Source organism: Skermania piniformis (assembly GCF_019285775.1).
GTDB classification, from domain to species: Bacteria; Actinomycetota; Actinomycetes; order Mycobacteriales; family Mycobacteriaceae; genus Skermania; species Skermania pinensis.
In genome coordinates, this window is record NZ_CP079105.1 from 1,197,409 (window position 1) to 1,222,944 (window position 25,536).

General features: G+C 70.1%; 39 protein-coding genes. 6 read left to right on the top strand and 33 right to left on the bottom strand.

Annotated elements, in window-relative coordinates; genetic code table 11:
* Window positions 1–7 precede the first annotated feature (7 nt).
* The 21 genes from KV203_RS05480 to KV203_RS05580 all read right to left on the bottom strand — a co-directional run bounded on the left by KV203_RS05480 (window position 8) and on the right by KV203_RS05580 (window position 18,729).
* The gene (locus KV203_RS05480) at window positions 8–250 is read right to left on the bottom strand and encodes a holin (protein ID WP_066474810.1); all 243 of its coding nucleotides are present in this window, start codon (window positions 248–250) and stop codon (window positions 8–10) included.
* On the bottom strand, window positions 247–1,305 hold the full coding sequence (locus KV203_RS05485; RefSeq protein ID WP_066474812.1) for a M23 family metallopeptidase: 1,059 nt from the start codon (window positions 1,303–1,305) through the stop codon (window positions 247–249). Before KV203_RS05485 ends, KV203_RS05480 begins: the two co-directional genes overlap by 4 nt.
* Window positions 1,302–1,751: a phage gene 29 protein family protein gene (locus tag KV203_RS05490; protein ID WP_157079981.1), complete on the bottom strand. Its 450-nt coding sequence runs from the start codon at window positions 1,749–1,751 to the stop codon at window positions 1,302–1,304. Before KV203_RS05490 ends, KV203_RS05485 begins: the two co-directional genes overlap by 4 nt.
* Window positions 1,738–3,348: a Gp37-like protein gene (locus tag KV203_RS05495; protein WP_066474815.1), complete on the bottom strand. Its 1,611-nt coding sequence runs from the start codon at window positions 3,346–3,348 to the stop codon at window positions 1,738–1,740. The genes KV203_RS05490 and KV203_RS05495 overlap by 14 nt, the downstream gene beginning before the upstream one ends.
* Before the next feature lies 1 nt (window position 3,349).
* The gene (locus KV203_RS05500) at window positions 3,350–4,192 is read right to left on the bottom strand and encodes a hypothetical protein (protein ID WP_066474821.1); all 843 of its coding nucleotides are present in this window, start codon (window positions 4,190–4,192) and stop codon (window positions 3,350–3,352) included.
* The gene (locus KV203_RS05505) at window positions 4,193–8,992 is read right to left on the bottom strand and encodes a hypothetical protein (RefSeq protein ID WP_066474822.1); all 4,800 of its coding nucleotides are present in this window, start codon (window positions 8,990–8,992) and stop codon (window positions 4,193–4,195) included.
* Window positions 8,989–9,522, bottom strand: coding sequence for a hypothetical protein (locus KV203_RS05510; protein WP_157079982.1), 534 nt, complete (start codon window positions 9,520–9,522; stop codon window positions 8,989–8,991). The genes KV203_RS05505 and KV203_RS05510 overlap by 4 nt, the downstream gene beginning before the upstream one ends.
* Window positions 9,423–9,872 carry a hypothetical protein gene (locus KV203_RS05515; RefSeq protein WP_066474825.1) on the bottom strand — a complete coding sequence of 150 codons (450 nt, stop codon included), beginning with the start codon at window positions 9,870–9,872 and terminating at the stop codon, window positions 9,423–9,425. The genes KV203_RS05510 and KV203_RS05515 overlap by 100 nt, the downstream gene beginning before the upstream one ends.
* On the bottom strand, window positions 9,869–10,201 hold the full coding sequence (locus tag KV203_RS05520) for a hypothetical protein (protein WP_066474828.1): 333 nt from the start codon (window positions 10,199–10,201) through the stop codon (window positions 9,869–9,871). The genes KV203_RS05515 and KV203_RS05520 overlap by 4 nt, the downstream gene beginning before the upstream one ends.
* 104 nt (window positions 10,202–10,305) lie before the next feature.
* Window positions 10,306–11,169 (bottom strand): hypothetical protein, encoded by an 864-nt coding sequence (locus tag KV203_RS05525; RefSeq protein ID WP_157079983.1) that lies wholly within the window; start codon window positions 11,167–11,169, stop codon window positions 10,306–10,308.
* 79 nt (window positions 11,170–11,248) lie between these two features.
* The gene (locus KV203_RS05530; RefSeq protein WP_066474833.1) at window positions 11,249–11,653 is read right to left on the bottom strand and encodes a hypothetical protein; all 405 of its coding nucleotides are present in this window, start codon (window positions 11,651–11,653) and stop codon (window positions 11,249–11,251) included.
* Complete coding sequence (locus KV203_RS05535; RefSeq protein ID WP_217996019.1) at window positions 11,650–11,931, bottom strand: hypothetical protein; 282 nt, start codon at window positions 11,929–11,931, stop codon at window positions 11,650–11,652. The genes KV203_RS05530 and KV203_RS05535 overlap by 4 nt, the downstream gene beginning before the upstream one ends.
* Window positions 11,931–12,251, bottom strand: a complete 321-nt coding sequence (locus tag KV203_RS05540; RefSeq protein ID WP_066474835.1) for a hypothetical protein — start codon at window positions 12,249–12,251, stop codon at window positions 11,931–11,933. Before KV203_RS05540 ends, KV203_RS05535 begins: the two co-directional genes overlap by 1 nt.
* A complete protein-coding gene (locus tag KV203_RS05545) occupies window positions 12,248–12,799 on the bottom strand; it encodes a hypothetical protein (protein ID WP_066474836.1) in 552 nt (183 codons plus the stop codon). The genes KV203_RS05540 and KV203_RS05545 overlap by 4 nt, the downstream gene beginning before the upstream one ends.
* Before the next feature lie 15 nt (window positions 12,800–12,814).
* Window positions 12,815–13,054 (bottom strand): hypothetical protein, encoded by a 240-nt coding sequence (locus KV203_RS05550; RefSeq protein ID WP_066474838.1) that lies wholly within the window; start codon window positions 13,052–13,054, stop codon window positions 12,815–12,817.
* 33 nt (window positions 13,055–13,087) lie between these two features.
* Window positions 13,088–14,410: a phage major capsid protein gene (locus KV203_RS05555; protein WP_066474842.1), complete on the bottom strand. Its 1,323-nt coding sequence runs from the start codon at window positions 14,408–14,410 to the stop codon at window positions 13,088–13,090.
* Complete coding sequence (locus KV203_RS05560) at window positions 14,407–15,219, bottom strand: HK97 family phage prohead protease (RefSeq protein ID WP_066474844.1); 813 nt, start codon at window positions 15,217–15,219, stop codon at window positions 14,407–14,409. Before KV203_RS05560 ends, KV203_RS05555 begins: the two co-directional genes overlap by 4 nt.
* Window positions 15,219–16,508 carry a phage portal protein gene (locus KV203_RS05565; RefSeq protein WP_066474845.1) on the bottom strand — a complete coding sequence of 430 codons (1,290 nt, stop codon included), beginning with the start codon at window positions 16,506–16,508 and terminating at the stop codon, window positions 15,219–15,221. The genes KV203_RS05560 and KV203_RS05565 overlap by 1 nt, the downstream gene beginning before the upstream one ends.
* Complete coding sequence (locus KV203_RS05570) at window positions 16,508–16,789, bottom strand: hypothetical protein (protein WP_066474850.1); 282 nt, start codon at window positions 16,787–16,789, stop codon at window positions 16,508–16,510. The genes KV203_RS05565 and KV203_RS05570 overlap by 1 nt, the downstream gene beginning before the upstream one ends.
* Before the next feature lies 1 nt (window position 16,790).
* Window positions 16,791–18,443, bottom strand: a complete 1,653-nt coding sequence (locus KV203_RS05575) for a terminase (RefSeq protein ID WP_169797558.1) — start codon at window positions 18,441–18,443, stop codon at window positions 16,791–16,793.
* Window positions 18,334–18,729: a terminase small subunit gene (locus KV203_RS05580; protein ID WP_157079985.1), complete on the bottom strand. Its 396-nt coding sequence runs from the start codon at window positions 18,727–18,729 to the stop codon at window positions 18,334–18,336. The genes KV203_RS05575 and KV203_RS05580 overlap by 110 nt, the downstream gene beginning before the upstream one ends.
* 149 nt (window positions 18,730–18,878) lie before the next feature.
* Between KV203_RS05580 and KV203_RS05585 the strand changes: the two genes are divergently transcribed.
* Genes KV203_RS05585 through KV203_RS05610 form a run of 6 tightly spaced genes read left to right on the top strand, consistent with a single transcriptional unit; the run spans window position 18,879 to window position 20,532 of the window.
* On the top strand, window positions 18,879–19,064 hold the full coding sequence (locus KV203_RS05585; RefSeq protein ID WP_218821016.1) for a hypothetical protein: 186 nt from the start codon (window positions 18,879–18,881) through the stop codon (window positions 19,062–19,064).
* A complete protein-coding gene (locus KV203_RS05590; protein ID WP_157079986.1) occupies window positions 19,061–19,240 on the top strand; it encodes a hypothetical protein in 180 nt (59 codons plus the stop codon). The genes KV203_RS05585 and KV203_RS05590 overlap by 4 nt, the downstream gene beginning before the upstream one ends.
* Window positions 19,237–19,446: a hypothetical protein gene (locus KV203_RS05595; protein ID WP_066474864.1), complete on the top strand. Its 210-nt coding sequence runs from the start codon at window positions 19,237–19,239 to the stop codon at window positions 19,444–19,446. Before KV203_RS05590 ends, KV203_RS05595 begins: the two co-directional genes overlap by 4 nt.
* Window positions 19,443–19,631, top strand: coding sequence for a hypothetical protein (locus tag KV203_RS05600; protein ID WP_066474867.1), 189 nt, complete (start codon window positions 19,443–19,445; stop codon window positions 19,629–19,631). The genes KV203_RS05595 and KV203_RS05600 overlap by 4 nt, the downstream gene beginning before the upstream one ends.
* Window positions 19,628–19,822: a hypothetical protein gene (locus tag KV203_RS05605; RefSeq protein ID WP_066474871.1), complete on the top strand. Its 195-nt coding sequence runs from the start codon at window positions 19,628–19,630 to the stop codon at window positions 19,820–19,822. The genes KV203_RS05600 and KV203_RS05605 overlap by 4 nt, the downstream gene beginning before the upstream one ends.
* Window positions 19,819–20,532: a DUF3846 domain-containing protein gene (locus KV203_RS05610; RefSeq protein ID WP_066474874.1), complete on the top strand. Its 714-nt coding sequence runs from the start codon at window positions 19,819–19,821 to the stop codon at window positions 20,530–20,532. The genes KV203_RS05605 and KV203_RS05610 overlap by 4 nt, the downstream gene beginning before the upstream one ends.
* Before the next feature lie 177 nt (window positions 20,533–20,709).
* Here the strand turns inward: KV203_RS05610 and KV203_RS05615 are convergent, their stop codons facing one another.
* The 12 genes from KV203_RS05615 to KV203_RS05670 form a co-directional block, all read right to left on the bottom strand.
* Window positions 20,710–21,000 (bottom strand): HNH endonuclease, encoded by a 291-nt coding sequence (locus KV203_RS05615; protein WP_157079987.1) that lies wholly within the window; start codon window positions 20,998–21,000, stop codon window positions 20,710–20,712.
* A 314-nt stretch (window positions 21,001–21,314) separates the two neighbouring features.
* Window positions 21,315–21,557 carry a hypothetical protein gene (locus tag KV203_RS05620; protein WP_157079988.1) on the bottom strand — a complete coding sequence of 81 codons (243 nt, stop codon included), beginning with the start codon at window positions 21,555–21,557 and terminating at the stop codon, window positions 21,315–21,317.
* Entirely contained in the window at window positions 21,554–21,724 is a 171-nt protein-coding gene (locus KV203_RS05625) for a hypothetical protein (RefSeq protein ID WP_157079989.1), read from the bottom strand. The genes KV203_RS05620 and KV203_RS05625 overlap by 4 nt, the downstream gene beginning before the upstream one ends.
* Window positions 21,725–21,733: 9 nt before the next feature.
* Window positions 21,734–22,660 carry a hypothetical protein gene (locus tag KV203_RS05630; RefSeq protein WP_157079990.1) on the bottom strand — a complete coding sequence of 309 codons (927 nt, stop codon included), beginning with the start codon at window positions 22,658–22,660 and terminating at the stop codon, window positions 21,734–21,736.
* On the bottom strand, window positions 22,657–23,016 hold the full coding sequence (locus tag KV203_RS05635; protein WP_066474884.1) for a hypothetical protein: 360 nt from the start codon (window positions 23,014–23,016) through the stop codon (window positions 22,657–22,659). The genes KV203_RS05630 and KV203_RS05635 overlap by 4 nt, the downstream gene beginning before the upstream one ends.
* Entirely contained in the window at window positions 23,013–23,183 is a 171-nt protein-coding gene (locus KV203_RS05640) for a hypothetical protein (protein ID WP_157079991.1), read from the bottom strand. The genes KV203_RS05635 and KV203_RS05640 overlap by 4 nt, the downstream gene beginning before the upstream one ends.
* Window positions 23,180–23,800 carry a hypothetical protein gene (locus KV203_RS05645; protein ID WP_066474886.1) on the bottom strand — a complete coding sequence of 207 codons (621 nt, stop codon included), beginning with the start codon at window positions 23,798–23,800 and terminating at the stop codon, window positions 23,180–23,182. The genes KV203_RS05640 and KV203_RS05645 overlap by 4 nt, the downstream gene beginning before the upstream one ends.
* On the bottom strand, window positions 23,797–23,940 hold the full coding sequence (locus KV203_RS05650) for a hypothetical protein (protein ID WP_157079992.1): 144 nt from the start codon (window positions 23,938–23,940) through the stop codon (window positions 23,797–23,799). The genes KV203_RS05645 and KV203_RS05650 overlap by 4 nt, the downstream gene beginning before the upstream one ends.
* Window positions 23,937–24,119, bottom strand: a complete 183-nt coding sequence (locus tag KV203_RS05655) for a hypothetical protein (RefSeq protein ID WP_066474889.1) — start codon at window positions 24,117–24,119, stop codon at window positions 23,937–23,939. Before KV203_RS05655 ends, KV203_RS05650 begins: the two co-directional genes overlap by 4 nt.
* Window positions 24,109–24,441 (bottom strand): nucleoside triphosphate pyrophosphohydrolase family protein, encoded by a 333-nt coding sequence (locus KV203_RS05660; protein ID WP_066474903.1) that lies wholly within the window; start codon window positions 24,439–24,441, stop codon window positions 24,109–24,111. The genes KV203_RS05655 and KV203_RS05660 overlap by 11 nt, the downstream gene beginning before the upstream one ends.
* A gap of 333 nt (window positions 24,442–24,774) precedes the next feature.
* A complete protein-coding gene (locus KV203_RS05665) occupies window positions 24,775–25,107 on the bottom strand; it encodes a winged helix-turn-helix domain-containing protein (RefSeq protein ID WP_066474906.1) in 333 nt (110 codons plus the stop codon).
* Between the two features lie 39 nt (window positions 25,108–25,146).
* Window positions 25,147–25,458 carry a hypothetical protein gene (locus KV203_RS05670; protein ID WP_066474909.1) on the bottom strand — a complete coding sequence of 104 codons (312 nt, stop codon included), beginning with the start codon at window positions 25,456–25,458 and terminating at the stop codon, window positions 25,147–25,149.
* Window positions 25,459–25,536 lie beyond the last annotated feature (78 nt).

Sequence of the window (25,536 nt, forward strand, 5' to 3'; positions counted from 1 at the left end):
CGGGCGATCATCGCGGCGGGACCTCACCGATCGTCGGGACCAGCGATGCGGTCTCGGTCCGGCCGAAGCCGCGCAGCGCGACCGACTTGACCGCGGACAGGATCACGGCGAGTGCGGCGACCGACGCGATTGCGCGCGCGTCGAGATCGGTGATGCCGGCTGCGTCGGTGCCGGCGGCGGCGAGCACGGCCTGGCAGCCGGTCATCGCCGCCCGCTCGAGCACGTCCCACCAGTACGTCGACAACGTCACAGCCGCACCGCCGCAGCGCGGCCGATCAGCTCGTCCCAGACGAATTCCGGCCCCGGGTCCCAGTGGTCGACCTCGCGCCACGCTGCGGATACGTCGGCGTGCCCGCACACGCCGCGTTCACCGGCGCGGAGTTGGTCGCCGTTGATCTTGCGGAGCGGGATGTCGTACCGGTCCGACCAGTCCCGGGTGACCCGTGCCGCGCCGTCGATCAGTTCGATCGGGTCGAGCCATTCGGCGCGCTTCTGCTCGGCGTAGCCGAGGATGCACCCGTGCAGCCCGATCCGGTTGCCGGTGGTGCCCGCTGCCCAGGGGATGTAGTTGTCGTCGTTGCTGCGCCCGACCAGGGGGCGTAGGCGGCCCTGGTGGTCGGCCTGCACGCCGACGATCACGTTGTAGCTGGCACCGTTGGTCCGGTTCTGGCAGAACCGGAGCAGCGACTCGACGCTGCCACGTTCGGGGCCTTCGTTGGTGTGCCAGACGATCGCCTGGCAGCGCGCGGGGTCGCGCGATCCGCTGTCGGCTGTAGTGAGCATGGTGAGGTCGGCTTGGAGTTGGGACATGCGAGGGCCTCCTGTCGGGGTCGGTGCCGCCGGTGGTGGGCCGGCGGGGAATGCGGCGGACGCGAACCAGAGGGCGGGGTCGATGGCCCGGCCGGTGCGGCCGTTCTCGGGGACCCGGCCGGGCGGGGTCCACAGCTCGACGTGCGCGTGCGGACCGGTCGACTGCCCGTGTCGGTTGACGCGGCCGATGAGCTGGCCGGCCCGGATGCGGTCGCCTTTGCGGACGAGCGGGTCGCAATGCCCGACGATCACGTCGAGCTGCACCGACTGCTGGCAGTCGAGCCAGATCCAGCGGCCGAACCCTTGGACGTTCCACCGGTCGGCGCCCTCGACGCACACGCCGGCGGCTGGGGCGTAGATCGGGGTGCCCATCTTCGCGGCGAAGTCGAGGCCGCGGTGGGATTCGTCGGCGCCGGTGACCGGGTTGCGGCGGGCACCGAATCCCGAGCTGATCGTGTAGGTGCCGCGTTCGAGCGGCCAGTAGCGCTGGCTCATGCGTGTCCTTCGAGTTGTTGGTCGATGCGGTCGCGGAGTTCGCGGAGCTCGACCGGGGTGAGTTCGGCCTCGGCTGCGGCGGCGTGCTCGAGGACGGGGTTCGGTGCCGGGTCGGGTGCGCTGAGGTCGACCCAGTCGCCCGGGCTGGTCAGCGACCGACCGAGCCGCACCGGGTCCTGCCGCTTGATCTTCGCGAGCTTCGGGTCCAGGACGTAGCCGACGAGCTCGGCGTGCTCGGCGAGCCGGGACGCGGTCGCGGGCAGCGTGATCGCGCCGCGTGCGGTCGCTTTCCAGAACCGCCGCTTACGTCCCTTCTTGTCGCGGATCGTGATCCATTCGCCGGACATCGGGATGTCCCGCCACAGATCGGTGTTCGGGTGGTCGGGAGGGTTGTCGCGGAAGTTGCTGCCGTCCGGGAAGTCGGCGACCATGTCAGACCCCGACACCCTGCAACTGGATCAGCGACAGAATGTTCTCCTTGTACCGCATCAACTTCGCCATCGGCTCCTCCTCGGCCTGGTCGTTCCCGATGCTGATCTCCCACGCCGGCAAGGTCGCCCGGTCGCCCTTGTAGCGGATCGCGTGGACGTTGTCGACGTACCATTCGCCGCCGAAGTCGAACCCGATCCGGTCCATCAGCCCGAAATGTTTGCCCGGCACATACGGTGCGTAGGCGTCGATCTCGGCGGTGTAGGAGGTGTATCCGCGGGTGTCCCAGAAGCCGGTGATGAACGCCTGCAACGTCGACAGGGTGAATCCGACGCCGGGGCCCTGGACCCAGTTCTCGAAGTAGGCGTCCGGGCCCATCGCCTGTTTCCGGAACGGGTTCCCCACCCGGTGGAACGCGAGGATGGTGTCCTCGACGAGGAAGTCGAACACGCCCAGCGCGAGACCCGGGTTGCCGACCAGCATCCCGAGGTAGCCGAGCGCGGCGTTCGCTGCCAGCTTCGCTGCCGAGTTCACCCACTGCGGCGATTTCCCGCCGTGAACCATCGCGTAGGCGAGAGCCTTGTGGATCGTCATCGTCTGCGACCGCACCGTGGAATGCTTCCCCTGCGGGAACACGACCCACGGAGCCGTTTTCACCGTCCCGAACCAGCCGGGCAGCTTGTACTCGTCCGGCTGTTCGGTGGCGAGTTCGGTGACGATCTCGTTGATCAGGTCCTCGGCGATCGTGCCGACGAGGTTGAGTAGGCCGTCGATCATGGTGCCGGTCGGGCCCGCGTACCCGGACTTGTCGATCGCTCGGAACACGCGGGTCGAGTGCTGGAGCTGGTAGAAGTTGCCGGCCGGCTGCGGCTCCCCGGGCATCCACCGCTGCGGCTGCAACAGCACTCCGGCCGACGCGAGTGTCGGCGCCATGAGGTCGTGGAAGTTCGCGAAACGCGAACTCAGCACCGTCCATTGGCTGGTGTCGGTGAGCGGGTTCACCGGCACGAAAGTCGTCCACCACTGCGCCGGGTCCCACAGCCCCGACCACTGCGCGGGGTTGAAGATGTTGTCCGGGATCGCGTTCAACGATTGGATGCGCCACGCGTTCGACAACCCGTACAAGATGGTCCCGGTGCACGTCGGGCCCGCGTACGGCATCGCCTTGGGCACCTGAAATTCAGCCGGGAAGATAGGGTTCGCGTAGCACGTGATCTTCTTGGCCTGGTGGTAGTCGTGCAGGAAATGCACTCGCACAGCGACCATCTCGCCGGCCTTGTAGATCCGCTGGATCTGATCGCACTTCCCGCCCCACCGCCAGTACGGGGTGTCGACCACGATGTGCACGTCGGCCTGCCGCAGCGACGGCCGCAGCAGCCACTCGGTCAGAAGGTGGTCACCGGGGATCGTGAACTCACCCTCGCCGGTGTCGTTCGCGACCTCCTCGAAGTCCCACGCGAGCTCACCCCGCAGGTAGCACACCGGCTCCCAGGTCTTGTCGCAGATCGTCATCTTCGGACGCGCGAGAGCGTCCCGCTGCTCGCGGCGGCGGCGGGCGACGATGTGGTCGCGGACGTCGTCGAGAGTGAGGAAATCGACCGGTGGCGCGGTCATCTCACCCCCACGGCCTCATGTGCAGCGGCGTCATGTACACCGCGACCTCGGTGTCGGTGTCGGCGCCGGTCGCCGAGACCGGGCAGTCGACCGGGGTGACGGTGTGCGGGGGGATCGGATACTGGAACAGCAGCCCGGCCATGCGGGCGGCGGCTTGGGTGTTGGTGACCGTGTCCAGGTTGACCCCGCCCGTCATGTCCGGGTCGACGAGCCAGTGCTCACCGTCCGCGAACTCGGTCAGCCGCACCGTGGTGCCGCCGATACCGTCCGGCACCGTCACCCGGACGCCGGCCTGGCCCCAGCCGGCGATCTGCGGCCAGATCTCGATGTCGCCCGGGTTGGCGAGCCGCAGCACCCCGGACCCGCTGCCGCTGCTGTTCTGCCACCTGCTGACCAGCTGCGGGCCGCGCCAGCCCGGGGAGTACGCGATCGTCGGGAGCGTCCACTCCATCTCGGTCTCGGGCTCGAAGTCGAATGGCTCGCTGGGCCACTTCTGGAGCCGGACCGGTTGGGTGCGGCGCCGGCCCCGCCGGTCGGTCGCGATCAGCGTCCCGTCTTCCTCGGTGGACCAGGACCGCCACCACGCCGACTCGACGTCCTCCCACTCCTCCTCGGTCTCCGCGGAGGTGAACAGCTTCATGTCGATAACGGACGGATCGATCTTCGACGGGCCCGGTTTCGCGCCCCGCATGTACGCCGGCTGCTGGGACAGCGGTACCGACACGGGGAAGTAGAACCCGGCGAGGCTGGTCAGGTAGACGCCCTCGGCGCCCATGTCGACGCCGTGCAGGTGCCAGCGTGCACCGTCGACACCGACGTACGTGATCGACCGTCCGACCGCCATCTACCATCCCCGCCCGTCGTATCCGCCGGTGCGGGCCCACGTCTGCCGCCGCCACTCGCCGGCGAGATCGCCCGCGGTGTAGCCGTTCGCGATGAACGTGTCGCCGCCGCGGCGGCCGCCGCCGTTCATCGCGGCGACCAGCTTGTCGACCGCGGAAATGTTCGCTTCGGCGACCGCCCACCGGGACTCGGGCAGCAGCGGCTCCGGTTTCGTCAGAGCCGAGATCGCGACCCCGCCCGGCGGCAGCCACCCGCCGGTGTCGAACAGACCGGCCTTCGTCACCCATGCGTCGGCGTCCGCGAGCCGCTCGCTGTACCGGTCCGGGAACGCGCTCCGCTGCACCGACTGCGCCGCGACACCGGGGTCCATCGACTGCCACCCGTCGACACCGACGAGCGCGTCGAAGAACGCCTTCGCCGGATAGGCGGGGTCCATCAGCTGAGGGACGGTGCCCCAGCCCTGCGACGGCCGTTGCTGCATGTAGTTGAGCGAGTCGCTATCGGAGCCGACCGCGTCGTGCGGGAACGACAGCGACTCGGGGACGGTGCTGTTGGCGTACATCAGCATCTCCGACTCGACGAGCCCGACCGCGTTGCCGATCACCGCGGCTGCACGGTCGAGACCCATGTCGCGAGCGGTCCTCGTGATCATGTGGCTGTAGAGGTCGGAGCCGGTCAGCCCCGACGGGTCGACCGGTACAGCGACGGTCGCATCGCCGGCGCCGACACCGGTCGACGACGACGCCGGCGCCAGCGCCGGCGCTGGCGCTGGTGTCGGCGCCGAGGTACCTGCGGCCGCGGCGGACGGAGCCGGCGAGCTCGTGGCCCCGGCCAGGCTCGCGCTGCTGCCGCCGCTGGTGCGCACGTTCGACCCGTCGTCGCCCTGCAACAGCTTGTTCGGGTCCGCGATCCAGTCCGGGATACCGAACGTCTCGACGATCCCGCCGGCGATGATCCCGCCCAGGTCGGACCCGAGTTCCTGGAACGTCTTCAGCCGCTGCCCGCCGCCGGATGCGCTTCCGCCGGAGGTGGGTGCCGGGCCGGCCGTTCCAGCTCCGGCCCCTGTCGGCACCGGGGTCGTCGTCACACCGTTCTGGTAGGTCGGCGACTGATACGACGGGGTCGGTGTCGACACCTCCGGTACCGCGGTCGTCGGGCCCGCGAACATGGACGCGGGAAAGTGCGCGTGGTCGGTGAACATCGGGTCGTCGGCTTTCGCAGCCGGCCCGCCGAACTGGCCGTCGCCGCGGCCGCCGCCCATCTCGAACCCGGTCCCGCCGGGCAGGGTGCCGGCCGTGTGCCCGCCGTAAGGGCCGCCGTTGAACCAGCCGATGCTGTAGTCGTCAGGGCCGCCCAGACCGGGCAGCGCACCGCGGGCGGCGAGCGCTTCGGCCTGCGTGCCGGTCGCGAACCGGCCACCGGTCTCGGTGTCGCCGTACGCGACGAGGTTCGCTGCCCGCGCCTGAGCGCCGGAACAGTCCGTTCCCCAAGAACCGTCCCAGCCACCCCAGACGTACGGGACGCCTTCGATTCCGCGGGCCTGGTCGAGGAGCTGCTGGCGGGTGATCTTCCCGGCGCCGACGACACCGCCGTCCGCGAATCCGGGGAGCCGACCTTTCAGCAGGTCCCGCAGGTCCAGCGCCGCGTCGACCGCGGGGTCGTCTTCCTGGATCCCGAACTCGCTGGCGAGGATGCCGCGGTAGTCGCCGGCGGCCAGGCCGGCCGCGCCGATCGCGGCTGCCCGGCCCTTGAGCAACGCGTCGACGACCGGGCTGTCCTCCTCCTGGCCGAACGCGTCGCGGAAGTTCCCCGTGTAGTCGCCGTCGACCAGGAGGTCGCGGGCGCCGAGCGCCCCGGCGACGATCTGCGAGTCCTCCTCGATCCCCGTCGCGTCGTACAGATTGCCGGTGTAGTCGCCGTCGACAAGCAGCGACCGCGCGCCGAGCACGCCGGCGACCGCCTGGTGGTCCTCGTCGATCCCGAGCGGTGCGAGCTGCCCGGTGTAGTCGCCGTCCCGGACCAGGGCTGTGCCGCCACCGACGAGCCGGTCGAGCCAGTCCGCCGGCGGGGTCCATCCGGCGTTCAGGGCAGCGACCAGCTCGTCGCCGCCGCGTTGCATCGCGGACTCCGTCACCACGCCCTCGCCGGCGGACACCAGCGCGGTCGGTGTGCCGTCGGCGCCGACGCCCAGGATCGAGTCCGACGTGCCGGTGCCCGGGCCCCACAGCAACCCGTCCGGGCGGCGGCCGGCGACGCCACCACCGGCCAGCCCTTGCAGGGTCGCGCCCCACGCACGGACGGTCCCCGCGCCGGGAATGGAGACGCCGAGGATCTTCTCCGGCACGTTCGCCAGCAGCCCGCCGATCACCCGCAACGGCTGACGCATGATGTCAGCGACGCCGCCGAACGCGCCGCGGGCGGTGTCGCCGACCCGGCCGGCGATCGCGCCGACCGCCTCGATCCCGGTCCCGATGTTGTCGAACACGGGCTTGATGAAGTCCCATGCGGCGGAGACCGCGCCCTTGATCCCGTCGAACGCGGGCACGATCACCGAGTTCCACAGCCACATCACCTTGTCGCCGGCGAACCCGAGCCCCGCGGTGAACGCGTCCCAGACCGGCTGCACGACACCGGTCCACCAGCCGGAGATCACGGCTCCGATCACGGAGAACGCGGGCACGATCACCGAGTTCCACAGCCACATCACGACGTCGCCGGCAGCGGACAGGCCGAGCTTGAACAGCTCCCACACGACCTGCACGCCAGCCCACCACAGCTGGAACACGAACCCGATCGCCTGGAACGCGGGCTCGATCACACCGTGCCAGAACAACATCACCGCGGCGCCGACTATCCCGAACACCGCAGCGAACAGATCGAACACCGGCTTCACGACGGTGTTCCAGAAGAACGAGATCACGGTGCCGATCACCGAGAACGCAGGCTCGATCACCCCATGCCAGAATCCGAGGACAGCGGGAACAGCGGTGCCGGTGAACCATTCGCCGAACGCGGCGAGTACAGGCTGGATGAATCCCCACGCGGCAGAGAACGCCGATTTGATCCCGTCCCAGGCGGCGGTGACGAAGTTACGGAACCCATCCCACTTGTTCCACATGATCACTACCGCGGCGACGACCGCGGCGATACCGAGCGCAACCCAGGTCAGCGGGTTCGCCAGCAACGCGGAGTTGAACAACCAGGTAGCGGCCGTGGTCGACCGAATCCAGTTCATCAGCCCGCCGGCGGCGATCACGCCCTGCGCGATCCCGATTCCGCCGAGCGCGAGCGCGGTGACGCCGGCGACGATGCCGAGCTGGGTGAGCATGCCGGAGTTGTCGGAGATCCAGCCGATCGACGCGCCGAGCGCCTCGACGAGGCCGGTCTGCACGGACCGCTTGAACGTCTCGAGCCGCGCGGTTGCGTTGTCACCGAGGGTCGTCGACATCTCGTCGGTCGCGCCTGCGAACCCGGACATCCGGTCCTCACCGCCGGCGAGAGCCTCCAAGAACTGCGGGATCTGGTCGACCGACAGGTCTTCGAGTGGAGTGCCGAACAGAGCGATCGCGGTGTTCGCGCGTTCGCTGGGGCTCTCGATCCCGAGCAGGCCCTGCGCGGTCGCCCGCAACGCCTCCTGCGCGCCGGCGCCGCCGGCGGCGACCTTGTCCGACATCTCCTGTGCGTTGAGGCCGATCGCGGCGTACGCGGCGGCCGACGCTTCCGACATGTCGGAGCCGCGGATCGTGAATTCCTTCAGCGCATCCCCGGTCTTGTCCAGCGCGAACTTGCCCTGATCGGCGGCCGTTACGAGCAGGTTGAACGAGGACTGACCGTCGAATCCGAGGGCGCGGAAGTTGGTTCCGTACTCGTCGAGGATCTCGGGCAGCTCGTCACGCATCGCGGCCGGCACTCGCTGGAAGGCGGTCGTCATGAGGTCGAACGCCTGGGTCGAGTCGGCTGCGAGGCCGTTCGTCACCAGCTGCGATGTGGTCTGCACGACGGCGGACACGTCGGTGCCGAAGACGTCGGCGAACGCGAGTGCCCGCTGGGACACGGTTTCGAGGGACGCCTCGCCCTCGAAACCGAGGGTCGCGAACGACGATGCGACGATGCCGACGGCGGATGCTGCGTCGTCCATCGACGCACCGAACCCGGACGAGTACACCTTGCCGGCGGTGTCGCCGTAATCCTTCGCGAGCTGCCCGGTCGCGCCGAGGGAGGCGGCGAGCCGGTCCCCGATGACGTCGAAGTCGGCGGCGTCGGCGATGACCGACCCGATCCCGCCGATCCCGGCCGCCGCCACGGCGACGCCCTTGAGCTGGTCGGCCGCCTCGCCGGCTTTGTCCTTGAGGCCGCCGAGCGCGCTCGCGCCGTCCCGCCCGCCGGCGGCGGTCTCGTCGCCGGCTCGACGCGCCGCCCGGGCGAGGTCTTCCTCCGCGTCGCGAGCGCGGCCGGTGTCGCCCGCGCGGCGTTGCCGTGCCTGGGCGAGGTCTTCCTCCCCGCGTGCCTGCCCGTCGACGGCGCCGCCGGCGCGGGTGCGGGTGCCCGCGAGATCCCGCTCCGCGGCCTGGGCTCGGTCCGCCGCCGACGCTTCCTGCCCGCGCGCGGACGTGATCTGTTGCGACGCCCGTTCGACGGCCGCGGTCGATCCGCGGATCCCGTCCGCGATTCCCTGGCCGGCGCGGTCGCCGGCCTCGCGGCCACCCCGTGCGAGCGGCGCGATGATCTGCTCGTCGATCATCCGGGTGATTCCCCGCGCGGTCGGGAAGACCTGGAGGGTGGCGACACCGATATCGGTCATGCGGTGTTCCCTCCTCCCGGGGGTAGTTGCGGCTGCTGGCGGCGGTCGCGGATCTGCTGGCGTCGGCGTTGCGCGGTGCGGTACTTCTCGGCCTTGGCCGCCGTCATCGGCTTTGCTTTCGGGCGGGGCCGGCCGGGGTGCTGCTTCGGCGCTTTCTTCCCGCCGTGCGCGCGGGCTTGCAGCGCCCACAGGTCGGCGAGGAGGTGGTCGGTGGTCGACCACGGCATCCGTCCGTCGTTCGCGGCGACCGCGAGCGCGGAGTCGGCGGGCAGGGCGAGGACGCGGACGAACAGCATCCGCAGGGTGAGCAGGCGGCGCCCGTGCTCGTCTCGGCGGTAGAGGTCGCGCAGGTCGCGGCCGTAGTACCGGTCGAGATCGGCTTCCAGCCGGTCGCGCTGCTCGTCGTCGGCGAGGAGGGCGAGCAGCCCGATCAGTTTCCCGAGTTGCGGAATCCGCCGGCTCGGGCGAGCGCGTCGAACAGTTCCCGGAACTGCCGGTTCCGGTACTGCTTGCGCTGCACCTTGATCCATTCGTCGGGAGCCAGCAGCATCCGGATCGCGGTGACCGCGCGCCCGTTCTCGAATGCTTCGGTCGCGTTGATCGGCCAGTCGGCGGGGTCGGCGGGGATCGTGTAGGACTCGCCGTCGAATTCGACTGTGACGGTTTCGATCCCTTCGGCTTCGCCCCGGATCACCGGGGTGCTGGCCGGCCGGTGGTCCTGGGGTCGGGGTGCGCGCGCCGGGATCCGGGAGTCGTCCCGTTTCGGCCGACGGCCCTTCGGCTGCTTGCGCCGTGCCGGCTCGGGTTCGGGCTGCTCGTCGGCGCGGTCGTCGTAGTCGTCGGGTTCGTAGCCGTCGTCGAGGTCGATCGATTCACTCACTGGTGCGGTTCCTTCCGGGGTGTGCGGTTCGTTGATGCGGCGCGGTAGAGAGTGGGTGCGAGACCGGCGGTGATCTCCCGCGCGGCCTGTTCGGGAATCCGTTGGCACAGCTGCGTGTACGCGGCCGCGATGTGGTCGACCGCGGCGGCGAGCTCGTCGGTCACCGATTCCGCTGCGGCTGCCGCGGCGTCGGTCCTGGCGGTGTCGGCGGCGGCGACCTGGACCGTGCGGGCGACCCGCCCTCGCAGCGACGGCGGGCACACCCCGTCGACGTCGAGACCGAGCCGGGTCGCGGCTTCGTTGATCTCGGCGTCGGAAGGGATGCGCACGCGGGGTCGCCTTCTTTCAACGTTGGTGTGCGGTTCTGGGTGGAGACCCCGCCCGCCCGGAGAACCGCACGAACGCCGGGCGGGCGAGCAACTGGCCCCGGGTGTCAGACCGGGGTGACCGTCACGGACGGAGCGGTCCCGCCGATCAGGCCGGCGCCGGACGCGGTGAGCGCTGCCGGCACGGTCACCGTCCACGGGCCGCCGTCTGAACCGGTGACCGTCGCTGCGGACACCGTGGACAGCGCTTCCAGCGGCGCCTCGACCTCGCCGGCGGTGGCGTCGTACGGGATGCCGCTGGTGGTCTGGCCGCCCACGGTCGCGGTCCATGTGCCGCCGGTCGGCGACCCGGTGACCGCCACGGTGTACGTCAGCGGGGTCGTCGGCTCCGGCACCAGCAGCCCGGTCTCCTGCTTGATGAACCGCTGCTTCAACCCGTTCGGGAAGATCGCGCACGTGTACTCGACGGACGCCATGTCCTGCTCGTTGTCTGTGCGCCCGCCCGACTTCACGGTCGACGGCACGGTGGTGATGCGCCGCTTCGTCTTCCCGTCGTCGGTGCGGGTCTCGAACCCGAGGTACACCCGGGCCGGCTTCGCGTCGACGACGTGCGTATCGGTGTCGCCGGGCGACTCCAGGTACGCGGTGACGGCGTTCCGTTCGAGCGCGGTGAACTTCCGTTCGAGCCGCCGGTTCCGGAACGACTTGAGGATCTCGCCGTACCCCCATGCGTTGTAGCTGGACTCGTCGAACTCGACGGTCTCGGCGAAACCGTCCTCGCCGTTGAGGAGCCCGACCAGCTCCCAGTCCGCGTCGGGGACCGCGTCGAACTCGATCTCGATGCTGGCCGGGACGATGTCGGCGACATCGGTGACGCCCGCGGTGCGGTGGATCCACACGTCCGCGGAATCCCAGATGTCGACGTTGCGCGGTTCTCCGCCCATGATGAATACCCCTCTCGGGTCGCTCATTTGATTTCGGTTGGTGTGCGGTTCGGCCACCCGGGGAGAGGGGTGGTGGTCTATCGAGGTGGTGCGATTAGTCCGGTACTCAGTCGAGCTCGTGGGTCCGGACGCGGGCGCGGACGGTAAACGACGCGACGTGCCCGGTGGTGTCCGGGTCGCGTGCGTCGATGAGCGCGGCGCCGGGCAGGATCTTCGCGATCCCGGGGACCCGGAGGCACAGCAGCCAGCCGAGGGTGACGCCGGCGACGTCGCGGGCGATGCTGCGGCCGCCGGCGTAGACGGTCACCCGCAGCTGCGGCAGCGTCTCGACCGGCCATCGCATCGGCCCGGAGTCGTCGGCGAGGACGACCTCCGGGCCGGTGTGGCGGGTCCAGTCCGACGACAGGTTCAGCGCTACCCGCGGCCGCGGGTCCCGTTCGGCCCACCGCTCGGCGAGGAACTCGCGTAGCGCGGGCAGCGGATCGGTCGGCACCCACACCGGCGAACTCATGCCGGGCCGACCGTGAGCCCGAGCTGCCCGGCTGCGCGGGTCAGCGCGCCGGTGGTGGCTTGCAGGTGCGCGCCGGTCGGGTGCGCGATCATGACCGACGCGGCGGCCCGATCGGTGTCGTCGTAGGTGACGACGACAGGGATGTCGTCGCCGACGATCCCGCGGACCCGTTCGGCGATCTGCTCGGCGACGTCGTCGACGAGCGATTCGGTGAGCCCGGTCAGGACCTCGCGGACGCCGGCGCCGTCGAGCCGGAAGTCGACCTTCACGTCGGCCATCAGCCGCGGCCCAGCGTGCACAGTGCGACGAGCCCGGTCCTCGTGGTGTACGGGGACCGCCAGTCGAGAATCTGGACGCGGCACCGGTCGCCGCGGACGACCAGCTCGTCCTCGCCGGTGAGGTCGGGCGCCGGCAGGAAGTACACCGTCCAGGCGATCGTCTCGCCGTTGCGGCCGCGGATCGCGCGGTCCCGTGGTGGGCCAGGCTCGACCGCCCGTGCCCGCAACGGTGCCGGGCCGGTCCAGGGTGCGGGGTCGTCGAGGTCGTCGACGCCGCCGCGGCCGGTCGTGGGCCGGTAACGCTGCACGGTCTCGCTCACGGCGGGGGCTCCAGCCGGTACCGGTCGAGGATCGCGTACTGCGAGTCGAGGAACGCGGCCGCGGTGCCGGCGCTGCCGCCGAACTCGAACGGACCCATCTTCTCCGCAGGCTGCCCCGCCGGGGATGCGGCGGCGGTGAGCGCCCGGTCCATGACGACACCGACGATGTCGGCCGGCGCCACCGGGTGGCCGTGGGTGAGCCGGACCTCGATCGCCCGGTACTCGTCGGTCCACCACGTTCCGCGTGGCTGTCGGCGCAGGGACCCGCGTGCGGACCAGCTGTAGCCGGCGCTGGCCGTGAGCGGTTTCCCGAGTTCGGTCACCGATTCGACCGCGGTGACGTGCAGCGTGGGCAGCTGGAGCACCGGCCCGCCCGGGCCGTCGACGACGAGCGTCTCGGTCCGGGCGGGGGCGATGTGCCAGCCGCAGTAGGTGCGCACCGCGGCGACGACCTCGGCGATCCGCTGCTGCTGGTACGTGTCGTCGTCTTCGTCGACGAAGGCGGCGACATCGGTTTCGGTGACCAGCAGTGCGTCCGGTGAGGTCATCGCCGCGGCCTTGCCCTACTCGCCCGCGGCCGGGTCGGTCGCCGTGCCCGGATCGCCCGAGCCTGAGCCGGGATCGGCCGGGCCGGGGGACTTGTTCGCCGCGGTGCGGGACTTGTTCGCCGCGGTGCGGGACTTGCGGGTCACCTTCACCTTGTCGGCGTCGGTCAGGCCACGCTTCTCGGCGTCCTCCGCGGTCAGCTTCACCCGGGTCGCGTACCCGTTGACCTCGACGTCGTAGGTGTGTAGCTCAGCCATGCGAATTTCTCCCTCTCTCGGCTACGACCGGGCTCAGGCGGCCAGGTCGACGGACACGAACGCGGACGGACGGGTGACCGCGAACGCGCACCGCTCCTCTGCAAGGACGGCGACCATGTTCCGGACGAAGAAATCCTCGTGCGAGTCCGACATGGTGACCGTGGTCTCCTCCCGGTCCCACAGGACGGCCTTCGACCAGTCGGCCAGCGCGCCGGTCCCGGCGGGCATGGTCTCGGACTCGACCAGCGGGACACCCCACAGGGTCCGCGGGCCGACTGCCTGCGGGCCGCCGTAGAAGAACCTGCCCTGCTCGTCGCGGGTCAGGTCGATCTCCTCCGCCTGCGCCGGATTCACGACCAGCGCGGTCGGGTTCGACCGTCCCACCACTCGGGCCTTGGTGATCGCCCGCCGAACGGTCGTGAAGATGTCGGTGTCGAATGCCTGCGCCTGGATACCCGAGGTGTTCAACACACCGGTGAAGTTGTCCCCGACACCGTTGCCGGCGAGGATCTGGTTCTCCTCGGCCTCGCTGATGTCGGCGCGGAGCTCGTCGTTGATCAACCCTTCGAGCTGACCGACGTCCGCCAGCGCACGCTTCGTCGACGGCACCCATTCGGCGATCGTCTTCACGACCGCGGTCCGCCGCTCGAACGCCCACGACCCCTCGGGCTTGTACCCGCCGCCCGGGTTCCGCACCAGCGGCCCCGCGCTGCCGGGCGCGGTCGGCGCGGCCGAGCTGGTCGCCTCCGGCACCACCGCCGCAGAGTTGGTGTGGCTGGTCTGCGCGACGTACTCGACCGTGTCCGACGCGGTGCGGCGCACCGAGATCAGCGACCGGATCGTGAGCGGCTTGCGGCCCAGCATCTCCACGATGCCGGTCTGCTCGTTGACCACGAACGCGCCGGCGCTGGTGTCGGTACCACCGACGAACAGGCCCTTGATCGGGATCGGCTGGGACTGGATCCGCGTCTTGTCGGGGATCCGGTGACCGGGACCGCCGAACGGCTCCAGCAGGTCCTTGTACGCCTGCGACTCGACGACCTGGAGGCCGAGCGACTTCACCCGCTCCCGGATCGGGACCTGGCCCTGCGCGTCGACGTCGCCGGCAGCCGGCTCCCCGATGTCCTCGGCGAGCTTGCGGGCCTGCGCGAGGATGTCGGCGTCGGACTTCGCCGCCATCAACGCGTCGAGCAGCTCGCGTCCCTGCTTCATGTGCGCGTCGAAGTCGGTCTTCTCGGCGTCGGTCATCGACCGGTCCTCGCCGTCGGCCTTCTCCGCGATGTCGCGCGCGGACTTCGCTGCCGCGGCCGCGCGGGCCCGCAGGTCCGCGATCTTGCTGATCGTGGTGGTGCTCATGGTGTGGGTGCCTCCTCGGCGGTGAGTGCGCTCAGCTCGATGTCGAGCGCGTCCAGTGCGTGCAGTGCCGAGTCCGTGACGGACGGCTCCTGGCTGGCCCCGCCCGAGCTGTCGCTCTTGCGGGACGGGCCGCGGCCGCTGGCCTTGTCCTCGTCTTCGGTGGTGTCGAGCGCTTCGAGCACTCGGCCCAGAGCTTCGTGGGCGGTGCGGATCTCGCCCTCGTTCTTCGCCGACAGCACCCGGCCGGCTTTCATGCCGGCGGTCAGCTGGTCGGCGACCCGTGGGATCGACTTCACGGCCAAGATCTCGGTGTCCTGGTTGGCGCCGATCGTCACGACCGACACCTCGTACAGCTTGAGTTCACGCAGCGCGTAGAACTCCTCGACGTCGGGGTTCTCGCCGTCATCGTCGGGGTTTTTCTTCCGCTGTTCCCAGCCGCCTTCGATCACGTCGTAGGCGAACGACATCTGCCGGATGCGGCGGCCTTTCAGCAGCCGGTAGGTTTGCGCGCTCTTGGGATTCTGGAGGTCGAGGCGGGCGTGCACCAGCAGGCCGGTGTCGTCCTCCTCGGCGGTGATCAGGTGCCCGATGTTGTAGTCGGGGTCGGACATGTTGTGTCCGAACAGCAGCGGGATCAGGTCGTCCGACTTCGCCCACGCGGTGATGGTGTTCGCGAACGCGCCCGGCATCACGACGTCGCCGTAGCTGTCGCGGTTGCCGAACACGCTGGCGTAGGCGGTGAACTCGCCTTCCTCGAGCCCGTCGTCCGGGCCGGCCTTCACCCGTACGGGTGCGTCCTTGGTCAGCATCACTCGTCCTCAGGGTCGTTCTCGTCGTCGTCGGGCGTGGGTGCGGGCACGAACGCCGGGTCGGTGCCTTCGTCGGGTTCGGCCGGGATCGGGTCCTGGTCGCCGTTCTGGGTGACGTTCAACGGCCGCACCAGCTCGTCACCGCCGTCGAGTGGTGGCCGGTTGTCCAGTGCGCGTGCCTCGTTCACCGTCATCCACGGCGAGCCGACCGCCTTGACGGTGGAATCCGCGCGTTCCTCGAAGTTGCCGCGCATCTTCTCGGCGAGGTTGAACTCGACGTACAGGTCGACCGCGGCGGCGTCGAGATCGGGGATCAGCTGGAGCGCGATCTCCTGCGCGATCATCGTCAGCCACGGGCCGAGCGTGTCCTGGTACAGCATCTTGTGCTGCTCGGTGATGTTCGAGAACGTTGCGTGATCCAAGATCCCGACCATCGGCGGCGGGATGAAATAGGCCGACGCGACTTCCTCCCTGGTCAGTTTCCGGCCCTCCACGTACTGGAGGTCCTTCGCGGTCTGCGCGACCGGACGGAACGTCATCCCGTCCTCGAGGATCGGTGTGCCGCCGGCCTGCGGCCCGCCGCCGGAGTACTGCGACCGCCACGATTCGCGGAACCGTTCCCGCGCCTTCCCTGACCAGTCCTTGGCGTCCCGCGGACGCTCCAGGTACCCGGACAAGCGGGCACCGTTGCGGAGCACGCTCTCCCGCATCCGAGACGCTTCGTACTCCTCGGCGAGGATGACGCGCAGCGATTCCAGCGGAGACACCCCGGTCGCGTTGCTCATCGGGTTGTAGCCGCGGAAGAACACCACCTGATCGGCGGGGATCTCCTTCTTACCCTTCGACCCGGCCAGCTCGAACTTCTCCGGGTACAGCCAGTTCTCACCCTTCGGGGTGACCATCGGCGGCGGCAGCCGGACCAGCGCGAGGCGCCCGTCCGCCGCGGCGAGTTTCTGCCAGTACGCGACGTCGAAGATCGCGTAGTCCTGCACGAGCGCGTCCAACGCTCGGTACGTCGTCGTCCAACCGTTCGGCCGGCCCAACAGCACGGCCAGCGGGTGATCGGTCAGCCGCTCCCGTTCGGTGTCGCTGCGCCGCGCGAACGTGTGCAACCCGAGCTGCGCGATGTTCCTGCCGAGGAAACTGGTCACCGTGCGCACCGCCGGCTGCGACCGCCAGATCTCGTGGTAATGCTGGGCGACACCGTCGACGAGCTTGATCTGCGCGACCGGCGGGAGCTCCGGCCGGGACAGTCCCCGCAGCGTCCCCTCCGACACGACGAACGACATCAGAGCACCTGCACGTAGTCGACGTGGTCCTTCGCGATCACGATCGCGCCGTCAGCCGGCACCGGCGCCGGCTGACCGAGTTCGTGGATCTGCGCGTCCGAGACCGTGTAGTAGCGGCCGACCGAGCTGGTGATGACCCCGCCGACCGCGTTGCCGGACCGGAGATTCACCACGACCCGCCGCCGGTGCAGATGCCGACCCGCGCCGACGCGCCGCGCCAGCTCGGCGACCGCGGCCGCGGCGACCACGACGAGGATCGCCGCGAGCAGCCAGTCCGTCACATCACACCACCATCAGGTCGTTGTCCTCGTACACCGAGTCCTGGTCGAGCTCGGCCTTGTCCATGCACCACAGCGCCCCGATCCACGCGATCAGCGGAGCCGCGTCCGCCGGCGACCGCGCCCGGTCGATCACCCACGCGTCCCGAACCGGTTTCACGGCGGCGGTCGTCGCGGCGACGTCGAGGACCGGCTGGGCGACCCGCGCCACACCGCCGCCGTCGACGAGGTCGAACGCGATACCACACGCCGCGGCCTGATCGGTGATCGACATCTCGATCACGGTCAGCCCCGACTCGTGCAGCGCCGGCAGCAGCGACACCACCGGGGCGCCCGTTCCGGCGACCGCGACCGCGACGATCCGGTCCCGCCGACGCCGGGTCCCGGTCAACCAGTCGACGACCCAGTCGGTGCCGGCGCGCTGGGCGACGACCTCACCATGCCGGGTGCCGTCCTTCCGCCACCCGCCGAACGCGATGTAGGTCATCGACCGGTCGTGCGACACGTCGACGCACGCCCACACCTTCGCCTTGCGGCCGAGCCCCGAATCGGGGTCGAGTCGGTCCAGCCACCGACCCTTCGGGAACGGGCCGTGCCCGGCGCCCGTCACCCACTGGCACAGCACCTCGGTGCGGAACACGTCCTCCGGGTCCGTGCGCGCAGCCGCGGCGATCGCCCGTTCCGTCAGCCCCGAACCGTCCGCCCGCGGATAACCGAGCGACGGGTTCGCCCACGGCCACCATTGCCGGTCGAAGATGTCGACCCCCGGCGGCGCGCTGTACTCGAAGATCCCCAGGCTGTCGCCGTCACGCTCCAGCTCGGCGGCCTGCTCGGCATCGAGCTGGAGGTGCACGACACCGAGCGTCGGTGCGTCGTCGTCGCCGTCCGGCCAGCCGAGCGCCTGGTGCGCGAGCGCCCGCAGCCGGCGCAGCACCACGCTCAGCGCGTCGCCGGCGTTCGACACGCCCCACACCTGAGCCCGCAACCGGGCCAGCGTCGTCTTCGACACCGCGGACCACGACGCGAACGTGGTGTGCTCCCGCAGCTCATCCATGAGGACCAGGTCCCCGGACAATCCGCGGCCACCTTTCCGGGACGCGGTGGCCACCTTGTACCGCTCACCCGACCGCAGCCAGAACACCTTCTTGCTGTTGCCCGTCTTCACGTTCCGGGGCGGCACCTCGACCGACAGATCCGGCACGTCCCGTACGAGCTCGAGCGTGTCGGCCCACAGCTCCTCGGACACGTCGAGGTTCTGCGCGGTCCCGATCGTCAACGGCGCCGCCTCGACGAACATGCGCCACAGCACCAGCACCATCAACAGCGTCGACTTGCCGTTCTGCCGCCCGACCAGCAGCACCACCGTCCGGAAACGGAAAGTGCCGTCCGGCAGCAACTCCAGCGCGTGGATCAGGACCCACTTCTGCCACCGGTACAGCTCGATCCCGAGGACGTCCTCGGCGAACGCGATGCAGTCCCAACCGAGCGATGTCTCCGGCGTCAGCTCCCGCAGCGGCCGCGTCCAGATTCGCGGCTCGGTGCGGCCTTCAAGCGGTTCGGCGCGACCGTTTCTCGCGGAGCCGCGCGAGCGCCGACCCGGCGCTGTCGGCGCTGTCGGCGCTGTCGTCGTCGTCGGTGGTGTCTCCGTCGTCGTCACGCGCCGGCTCGCTGCGCGCCGGCGACCGCGCCGGCCGGTTCCCGATCACACCGCGGCCAGCCGGCGTGCCACCCAGGTCGGCGAGCGTCCGCAGCAGGTGCGGGCCGAGGTACAGCGCCTTCGTCGCGTCCTGCCCACCCTCGGCGACACCGGCCTCGATCTGCCGCGCGTACTGGGTCGCCAGCTCGACGGCCGCCTTGTCGGCGTCGGTGAGCCAATCCATTGCAGCTACCGACGCGCGAACCGCAGTGGTCAGCTTCCCCGCCCGCCTGCTCGGTCCCGGCATCCGCCATCACCTCTCACCCTTCGCGCCCGAGCGCCCGAACGCCCGAGCGCGCCCTAGATAGGCGATATCCGACTAGATAGTCGAATATCGTGTACGTTGCTGTGTGGCGTGAGAACCGTCACGCCACACCACGAAATGGAGTCGCGCCCATGCCCACCGACCAGCAGCACCCACCCGGCCAGTGCGAATGCCTGGCACACATCCACTTCTCGACGGCCACCCTCGACGGCCGACGCGCCCACTCGTACGCCGACGTCCCCGCAGCGAACGGCAGCGACAGGTGCGCCTGGTGCGACCGCAACTGCCACCGCAACCGCGAGGTGTCCGACCGATGACCACCAGCTACCCGCGGGGAACGACTGCCCGGCCGGCTGCGTTCCTGGCGTTGCTCGTCGCGGCCACCGTCGTGTTCCACCTGCTCGGCCGCCACGACGCCGCGCTCGTCGCCGCGTTCTGGACCGCCGCCTGGGGCTACATCACCTGGGCCATGTGGCGGGAGGACCAGCGGTGACCGGCCGACACCGGCATCGCCGCACTCGGGCCGCCACCGCCTACCGCCTCTGCCTGCTGACCACCGCAGCGCTCACACTGTTCGCGGTCGCGCTGCTCGTCACCGGACAGCACGTGTGGGCCGGCGTGGCCGGCTACATCGCTGCGGCCGCAGCAGCAGCGGCAATAGCGGCCAGCCACAGCGGCCGTCGAGCGAGCACCCGATGACCCGCCCGTGGACAACCGGCGAGATCCGCGAACTGCTCGACGCAGCCGAACGCGCAGGCGACCGCGCAGGCGACCGCCGCGTACGCGCCACCGGAAGCAAGATCATGGCCGGCGTAGTCCGCAAAGCCCGCGCCTACGACTACCTCCGCACCGCCCTCGGTGTCGACACCGAGGGCGACCGATGAACCGACACGGACCGATCAAGCGCCGCACCCGCGAAGCGATCGCCGCCGAACTGCTATCGATCCTCGACGCCGCCGACCATGCATCCGCACTCGAAGCCGAAACCCGCGGCGCACCCGACGCCGCCTACCCGCACTGGCGCGACTACGTCGACACCCGCATCCGCCGACTCGCCGAAGGACTCACCCAATGACCAAGATCCGCGTCGTACAGACCTGGCCAGACCTCGACATCATCACCATCCGCACTATCGGGCGCGACCTCGCATCACTGCAAGCCGCAGCAGGCGGCGCCTGGATTCAAGCCGTCACCCTCCGATCGTCGAACATGATCCTCGACGACGAAGGCAAGCTCAAGGGCCTGCCCCGGAACTGCCTCGCCGAGACCATCGCCGCGCTCGACGGCTGGACCGGCCACAGCTACGACCAGCTCGTCGGGCCCATCGTGTTCGTCGGCCCGACCGACGACACCGGCGAAATGACCCACGCCGACCAGCTCATCGAACGCCTACGCGGCACCTTCACCGACACCGACAAGCCCACGGAGCCAACAGCAGCCATGACCGGACTCGTCAACCTCACCGACCGCGCCATCGCCATCTACACCGACGACCGACAAGTCGTCCGGCAGCTCCCCGCAGCCACCCAACCCGCCCGCCTCGCCGAGAACCGCACCACCCCCTACGCGCCGCCCGGATTCCTCGACGGCGCGATCGTCGTCGACATCGAACCCGCACGCCCCGTCGGGATCCCAGCCCCCACCCCCGGCACCTGGTATGTCGTCACCCGCGAAATCGCCGAAGTCCTCGCTGGCCACCGCGGCGACCTGCTGTTCCCCCTCGACGAGGTCACCGACCCCGCGACCGGCACGATCCTCGGCTACCGCACCCTCGGCTGCCTGTAGACCCCCCCCCGCCCACCCCCCACTCGGAGCGCCCCGGCCAGCAACCCCGCAGGCCGGGGCGCTCTCGCGCGCGCGAACCCCCCCACCCCGGCCGAGCCGCCGGGGGGGGGGATCACATCCGCCCGGATGGCAAGGGACGGCGGCTGTTCGGTGATTTGGACCCCTATACCCCGGTGGCTACCAGTCTTGGGTTGGGGTGCCGAGGTTGGGGTGGTAGGGGCGGTTGCCGCGTTGTTTGTTGCAGCGTGCGTGTGCGGGGACGCAGTTGCCGGGGTCGTGTTCGAGGTGTGGGTGAGTGGAGCGTGGGTGGATGTGTTCGATGGTGAAGGCGTCGGGGTCGCAGGTGCCGTCTTCGCGGTGGTAGGGGCGGGTGTAGTCGATGGGGTGGCCGCAGATCCAGCAGGGCCCTTGGCGTGCTCGTAGGGTGCGGTCGATTTCGCGGAGTGCGCGTGAGTTCTTCGATCCCACGGGGGTGTGTGGCCCTTCTTGTCCCCGGGGGCTGCACCCCCCGGCTGTGCGCAGCTTTCACGGCCGGTGAAGTTGGTCCGGCTTTACGACCTCACTGTTCGGGACCCGCGCCCGGTTGGGCGTGGGGGTGTGAGGCTGGGTGCGCTTTCCGTTCCCGTTGTCCCGGTCGTCGCTCGGCGGCCGGGTTCGGGTGTGGTTGACGCGCAGCGGGGGTGCAGCTTGGGGAATCGTGGGGTGGCCGGCTGGTCCGTGGTGTGGGCACACGGAGTCCGCCTGCAGTGACATCTTGCATGCAGGTCAGTGGGGTTGTCCACTCAGCGCGCTGGTCGCCGTCGGGTGAGTTCGTGGTCGGCGAGGTCGGCGAGGGTTTTCGCCGCGACGGACAGTGAGCGCAGCGTGTCGGGTTTGAGCTTGCCGAGGATCTCGGTCGCTTCGGGGAGGTCGCCGCGCATCAGCACGCCGAGGGCGGCCTGGACGGCGAGGGCCTGGGCGGCGCGCTGGAATCCTTCCATTGCTCGGGCGAACTGTTCGTAGTCGGAGGCCGGGTGTGCTCTCATCGTGGCCGGCGCGGGTAGTGCACGGAGACGCCGGCGATGATCACCATGACCGCGAGGCCGGTGACGATCCAGGCCCATTGTCCGGTCCAGGCCCAGGCGGTGAGGCCGATCGACGGCGCGATGGTGGCGGGTACGGCCCAGCGGGATGTGTCTTCGTCGTGGGACACAGGATGGTCCTATTCCGTTGTGGTGCTTGGGGTTTTGTCGAGCAGTGCGAGGGCGTCGCCGACGCGGAATACGGGTGGGTCGGTGCGTGAGATCCAGTGGTCGGTGATGCGGTCGCCGTATCGTTCGTCGCGGTGGAGCCAGCCGGCGGGGCGTAGCCGGCCGCGGGATCGCCAGCTGTAGAAGGTGCCTGCGGGGACTGGTGTGCCGGTGTAGACGTGGAGGACGGCGAGGAGTTCCTCGCGGGTGGCGAGCGCGCTGCGGGCGTCCATCAGGAGTTGGTCGCGGAGTTGGTCGCCGGGGTGTTTCGTTCCGCAGCGTCGGCATGCGACGAGGTCGGCGTCGGTGGCGGCGTACAGTTCGGCGCCGCATTGCTGCTCGTGTGCGGTGTCGCGGGTGCGGCACCAGCCGTAGAACCGCAGCTGCGGGCGGTCGCAGGCGGCGCGTGCCCGCGCGACTGCCGTGGTGATCTGCTGGTGCGCGTCTCCGATGCTGGGGTGTCCGCGGAGCCAGGCGGGGTGGTGGGCGAGCCAGAGGGCGTGGATTTCCACGGGTTGGACCGGGATCAGCGCGAGCGCGGCGGGGTCGCGCGGCCGGTGCTGCTGGTCGCGGGCTTCGAGGGCGAGCTCGGTGAGGTGCCGGCGGGATGGGCACACCTGGTGGCCGGCGGCGGTGATGATCGCCCATCGGCGGACGACGTCGGCGAGGTCGGCGACCGGCTTACGGAGACCGAGACGCTCGGGGAGCGGTGTGTCGGCGGACCTGCCGCCGATCCGGCCTGGTGTGGCCCGGTCGAGGCGCGCTGCCGCGACGGCGATATCGGCGACCACACCGGGCACCGATCGGAGCGCGGTGACGAGTTGCCCGAAACAGGCGGTGCACAACACGACACCGTCGGGGGTCGGACGACGGCACGCCGAGCAAGCAGGTCCGGTCACGGATGGTCCGGGAGCGGGAGCGTCGATCCCGCTTGCCACAGGCGGAGTCCTTCGGCGCCGCGGTCGCGGTGCCACTGCACGTACGCCTCGAACGCGTCCGGGTCGACCGGCCAGGACCGGGTGGACCACGATTCGATCTCGTAGGTCGGTGGGTAGTCCAATGGTGGTGTCATGGGGTGGATGCCGTACTGGAAGCCGCCCGCTGTGCTGGTGTGGTGTTGGAGCTCCAGCTCTGCGGCGATCGCGGCGGCGAGCTGGTCGACGTCGACGTCGACGACCTTCGCGTCGGGGATCTGGTCGGCGAGGCCGGCGCGGACCACCGCGGCGATCCGCTCGACGACGGTCGCGGCGGTCACTGGTCCTCGCGATCGGGGTCGATGCCGAGGTCGGTGATCAGCTGGTCGTAGATCGGGGTCGGGACGCAGTCCAGGCTGGCGGCGTGACGGCTCGTCTCCTCGCGGAGTGCATCGGGCTTCTGCTCGTGCACCTCGGGGTCGCTGACTGGGGTGTCGGTGATCGTCATCGTCGGGTGCCCTTCGTCGTGGTCTTCGGTGGTTTGGGTGGTGCTGGTGGTAGGACGTCGGGGAGGCCGGCCGGCCAGGTCATGCGGTTCGCGATGTCGTGCTGCGGGTGCTCGATCGGGAACCACCCGAGGCGCTGTGCGGCCATGTGCGCGACGATCAGCGCGTCGGCTTGGTTGTGGTCCCTGACGACGACGTTCGTCCACAGCGCTTTGATCGCGGCGGTGCAGACGGCCTTGTCGCCGCGACCCGACCCCGATGCCCAGATGGCGCGGTGTGTGGTGTTGCACACCGCGATCGGGATGCGCCGCTGGGTGAGGCCGGCGGCGATGCCCCACCACAGCGCGGCGCGTTCTTCGTGGCGGCCGCCTTCGGTGCCGTATGGCAGGCCCTCGATCACCGCCAACGCGATCTCGGTGTCGGTCGGGACGCGTTGCAGGACCGCGCGCGTGGTCCGGGCGATCCGGCGTGCTGTCGTCGCGACGGTGTCCCGGTCCGACCCGGTCTCGCCGATCGTGACCAGCGTCGGCACCAGCTCGGGTGCGGCGGTCGACGGGTGCGGCAGGACCGCGATGCCGGTCCCGACGAGCGACGGGTCGACACCCACGATCCGGGTCACGCCGACACCCGAGCGGCGAGTCGGTCCAGGTGGTCCGCCATCTCGAACAGCCGGGTCTGAGCGCCGTCGCCGAGCAGCGGCGTCGGGTCGATGCCGCTCTCGTCCATCGCTGCGACCTCAGCCGGTGTCGGCGCGGTCACCGGTTCGCCGCTTTCCGTGCGTCGCGGATGCGGAGCGGATGCGCCGGCAGCCTCCGCAGCAGCTCGCCGGTGTGGACGTTCACGCACAGCACGCCGGCCGGCTGCGCGCAGCCGGGTTGCCGGCAGTCGACGGTGATCGCGAGCTCTTGCAGCTGAGCGTGTTCGAGATCAGGCGCCATCGCTGGCCGCCCGGTCGATGGCGTCGATCCACGCCGAGGCGACAGCGAGCACGTCGAGCAGCTCGTCGCGGATGCCGGTGGTGTGGCCGTCGTAGGTCAGCGAGTTCGCGACTTCGCCGATCTCCTCGACGAGGACGGGTAGCCAGGCCGGGTCGGGGGATTCCAGGTGCTCGATCGAGCGGGCGCCGTGCTTCGCGTGGGCGAGCGCTCGGCGCGCGGCTACGTCGAGCCACAGGCTCAGGGGCGGTCGCATGTCGGCGATCGCCGCGAGGACCGCAGCGGGGTCGGGCGCTGGCTCGGCGGGTGCGGGGTGGGTCGTCATTCGGGGTCCTTCGGTCGAGGTGCTCGCGCGCGGTTGTGAGTTACGTCGAGAACGTGATCTGTATTGGTGCCCAGGTGGTTGGTGTAAGTGGGTTGGTTATTGGTGGGGGATCACAGCTGTGATCCCCAGACTTGGCCGAAATGAGCCCCAGACTTTGAAATTTGATCCATAGACACGCCGAAAATGATCCCCAGACTTTCGAGATCCCGGGCGTGTCTATGGATCACCAGTGAGCCATAGACTGGCAGTTCGGCATCGAGTCTGGGGATCACCAGTGAGCCCCAGACTTTCGAGTGGACGGCCGAGTCTGGGGCTCACCCGTGAGCCATAGACTCAGTCCTCGTCGACGCTCAGAATGTCCATGTCGAGGACGTCCGGCGGCACGGTGAGCCGGTACTCGTCGGCCGATTTCGCCCACCGGTTTCCCTGCCGCGTGCGCTCGACGAACCCCGCCTCCCGCAGCCACGCCAGACCGCGTTTCACGGTCGCTGTGGACGTGTCGGTGACCCGCGCGAGCCGGTCCACACCCGGCCTGATCGACGAGCCGTCCGCGTCTGCGTACGTTGCCAGCACCAGCCCCAGATACTTGTGCGCCTTCGGCATTCGGACTCGGCGCACCACCCGCTCCCAAGCGAACCGCTCGATCGGCTCGGGTGACGGGTCCATACACGCGTCCTCTCACTCGTCGTCCCGCCCCCAGCCCGATCAAGGCCCGACTTCTTGTGCCGCAACGATGGTCGGGAACTGGGACAGCAACCCGCTCCGGTACCCCGTGGTCTCGAACCGGTACGTGCGGCCCTCACGGAGCGATCCGTAGAGGTCGGCCGACCGGTTGCCGGACACCCAGTTGTCGGTGACGGTGAACGTCCCGCACGTGGTGTACACGCGCATGTCGCTGGCCTGCTTACCGTCCCGGACGGTCGTGGTGCGGTCCTTCCCGTCGACCAGGCACCGGTCGTGGACCTGCCGCCCGCATCCCGGGAGTAGCAGCAGACCCGCCGCAGCGGCGACAGCCACCCAGCGAGCGCGGCCGCGGTTCGTTCCCTGCCGGCAGTCGTGGCACAGCTGGCCGTGCGCGTTGATAGGCCGGCCGCA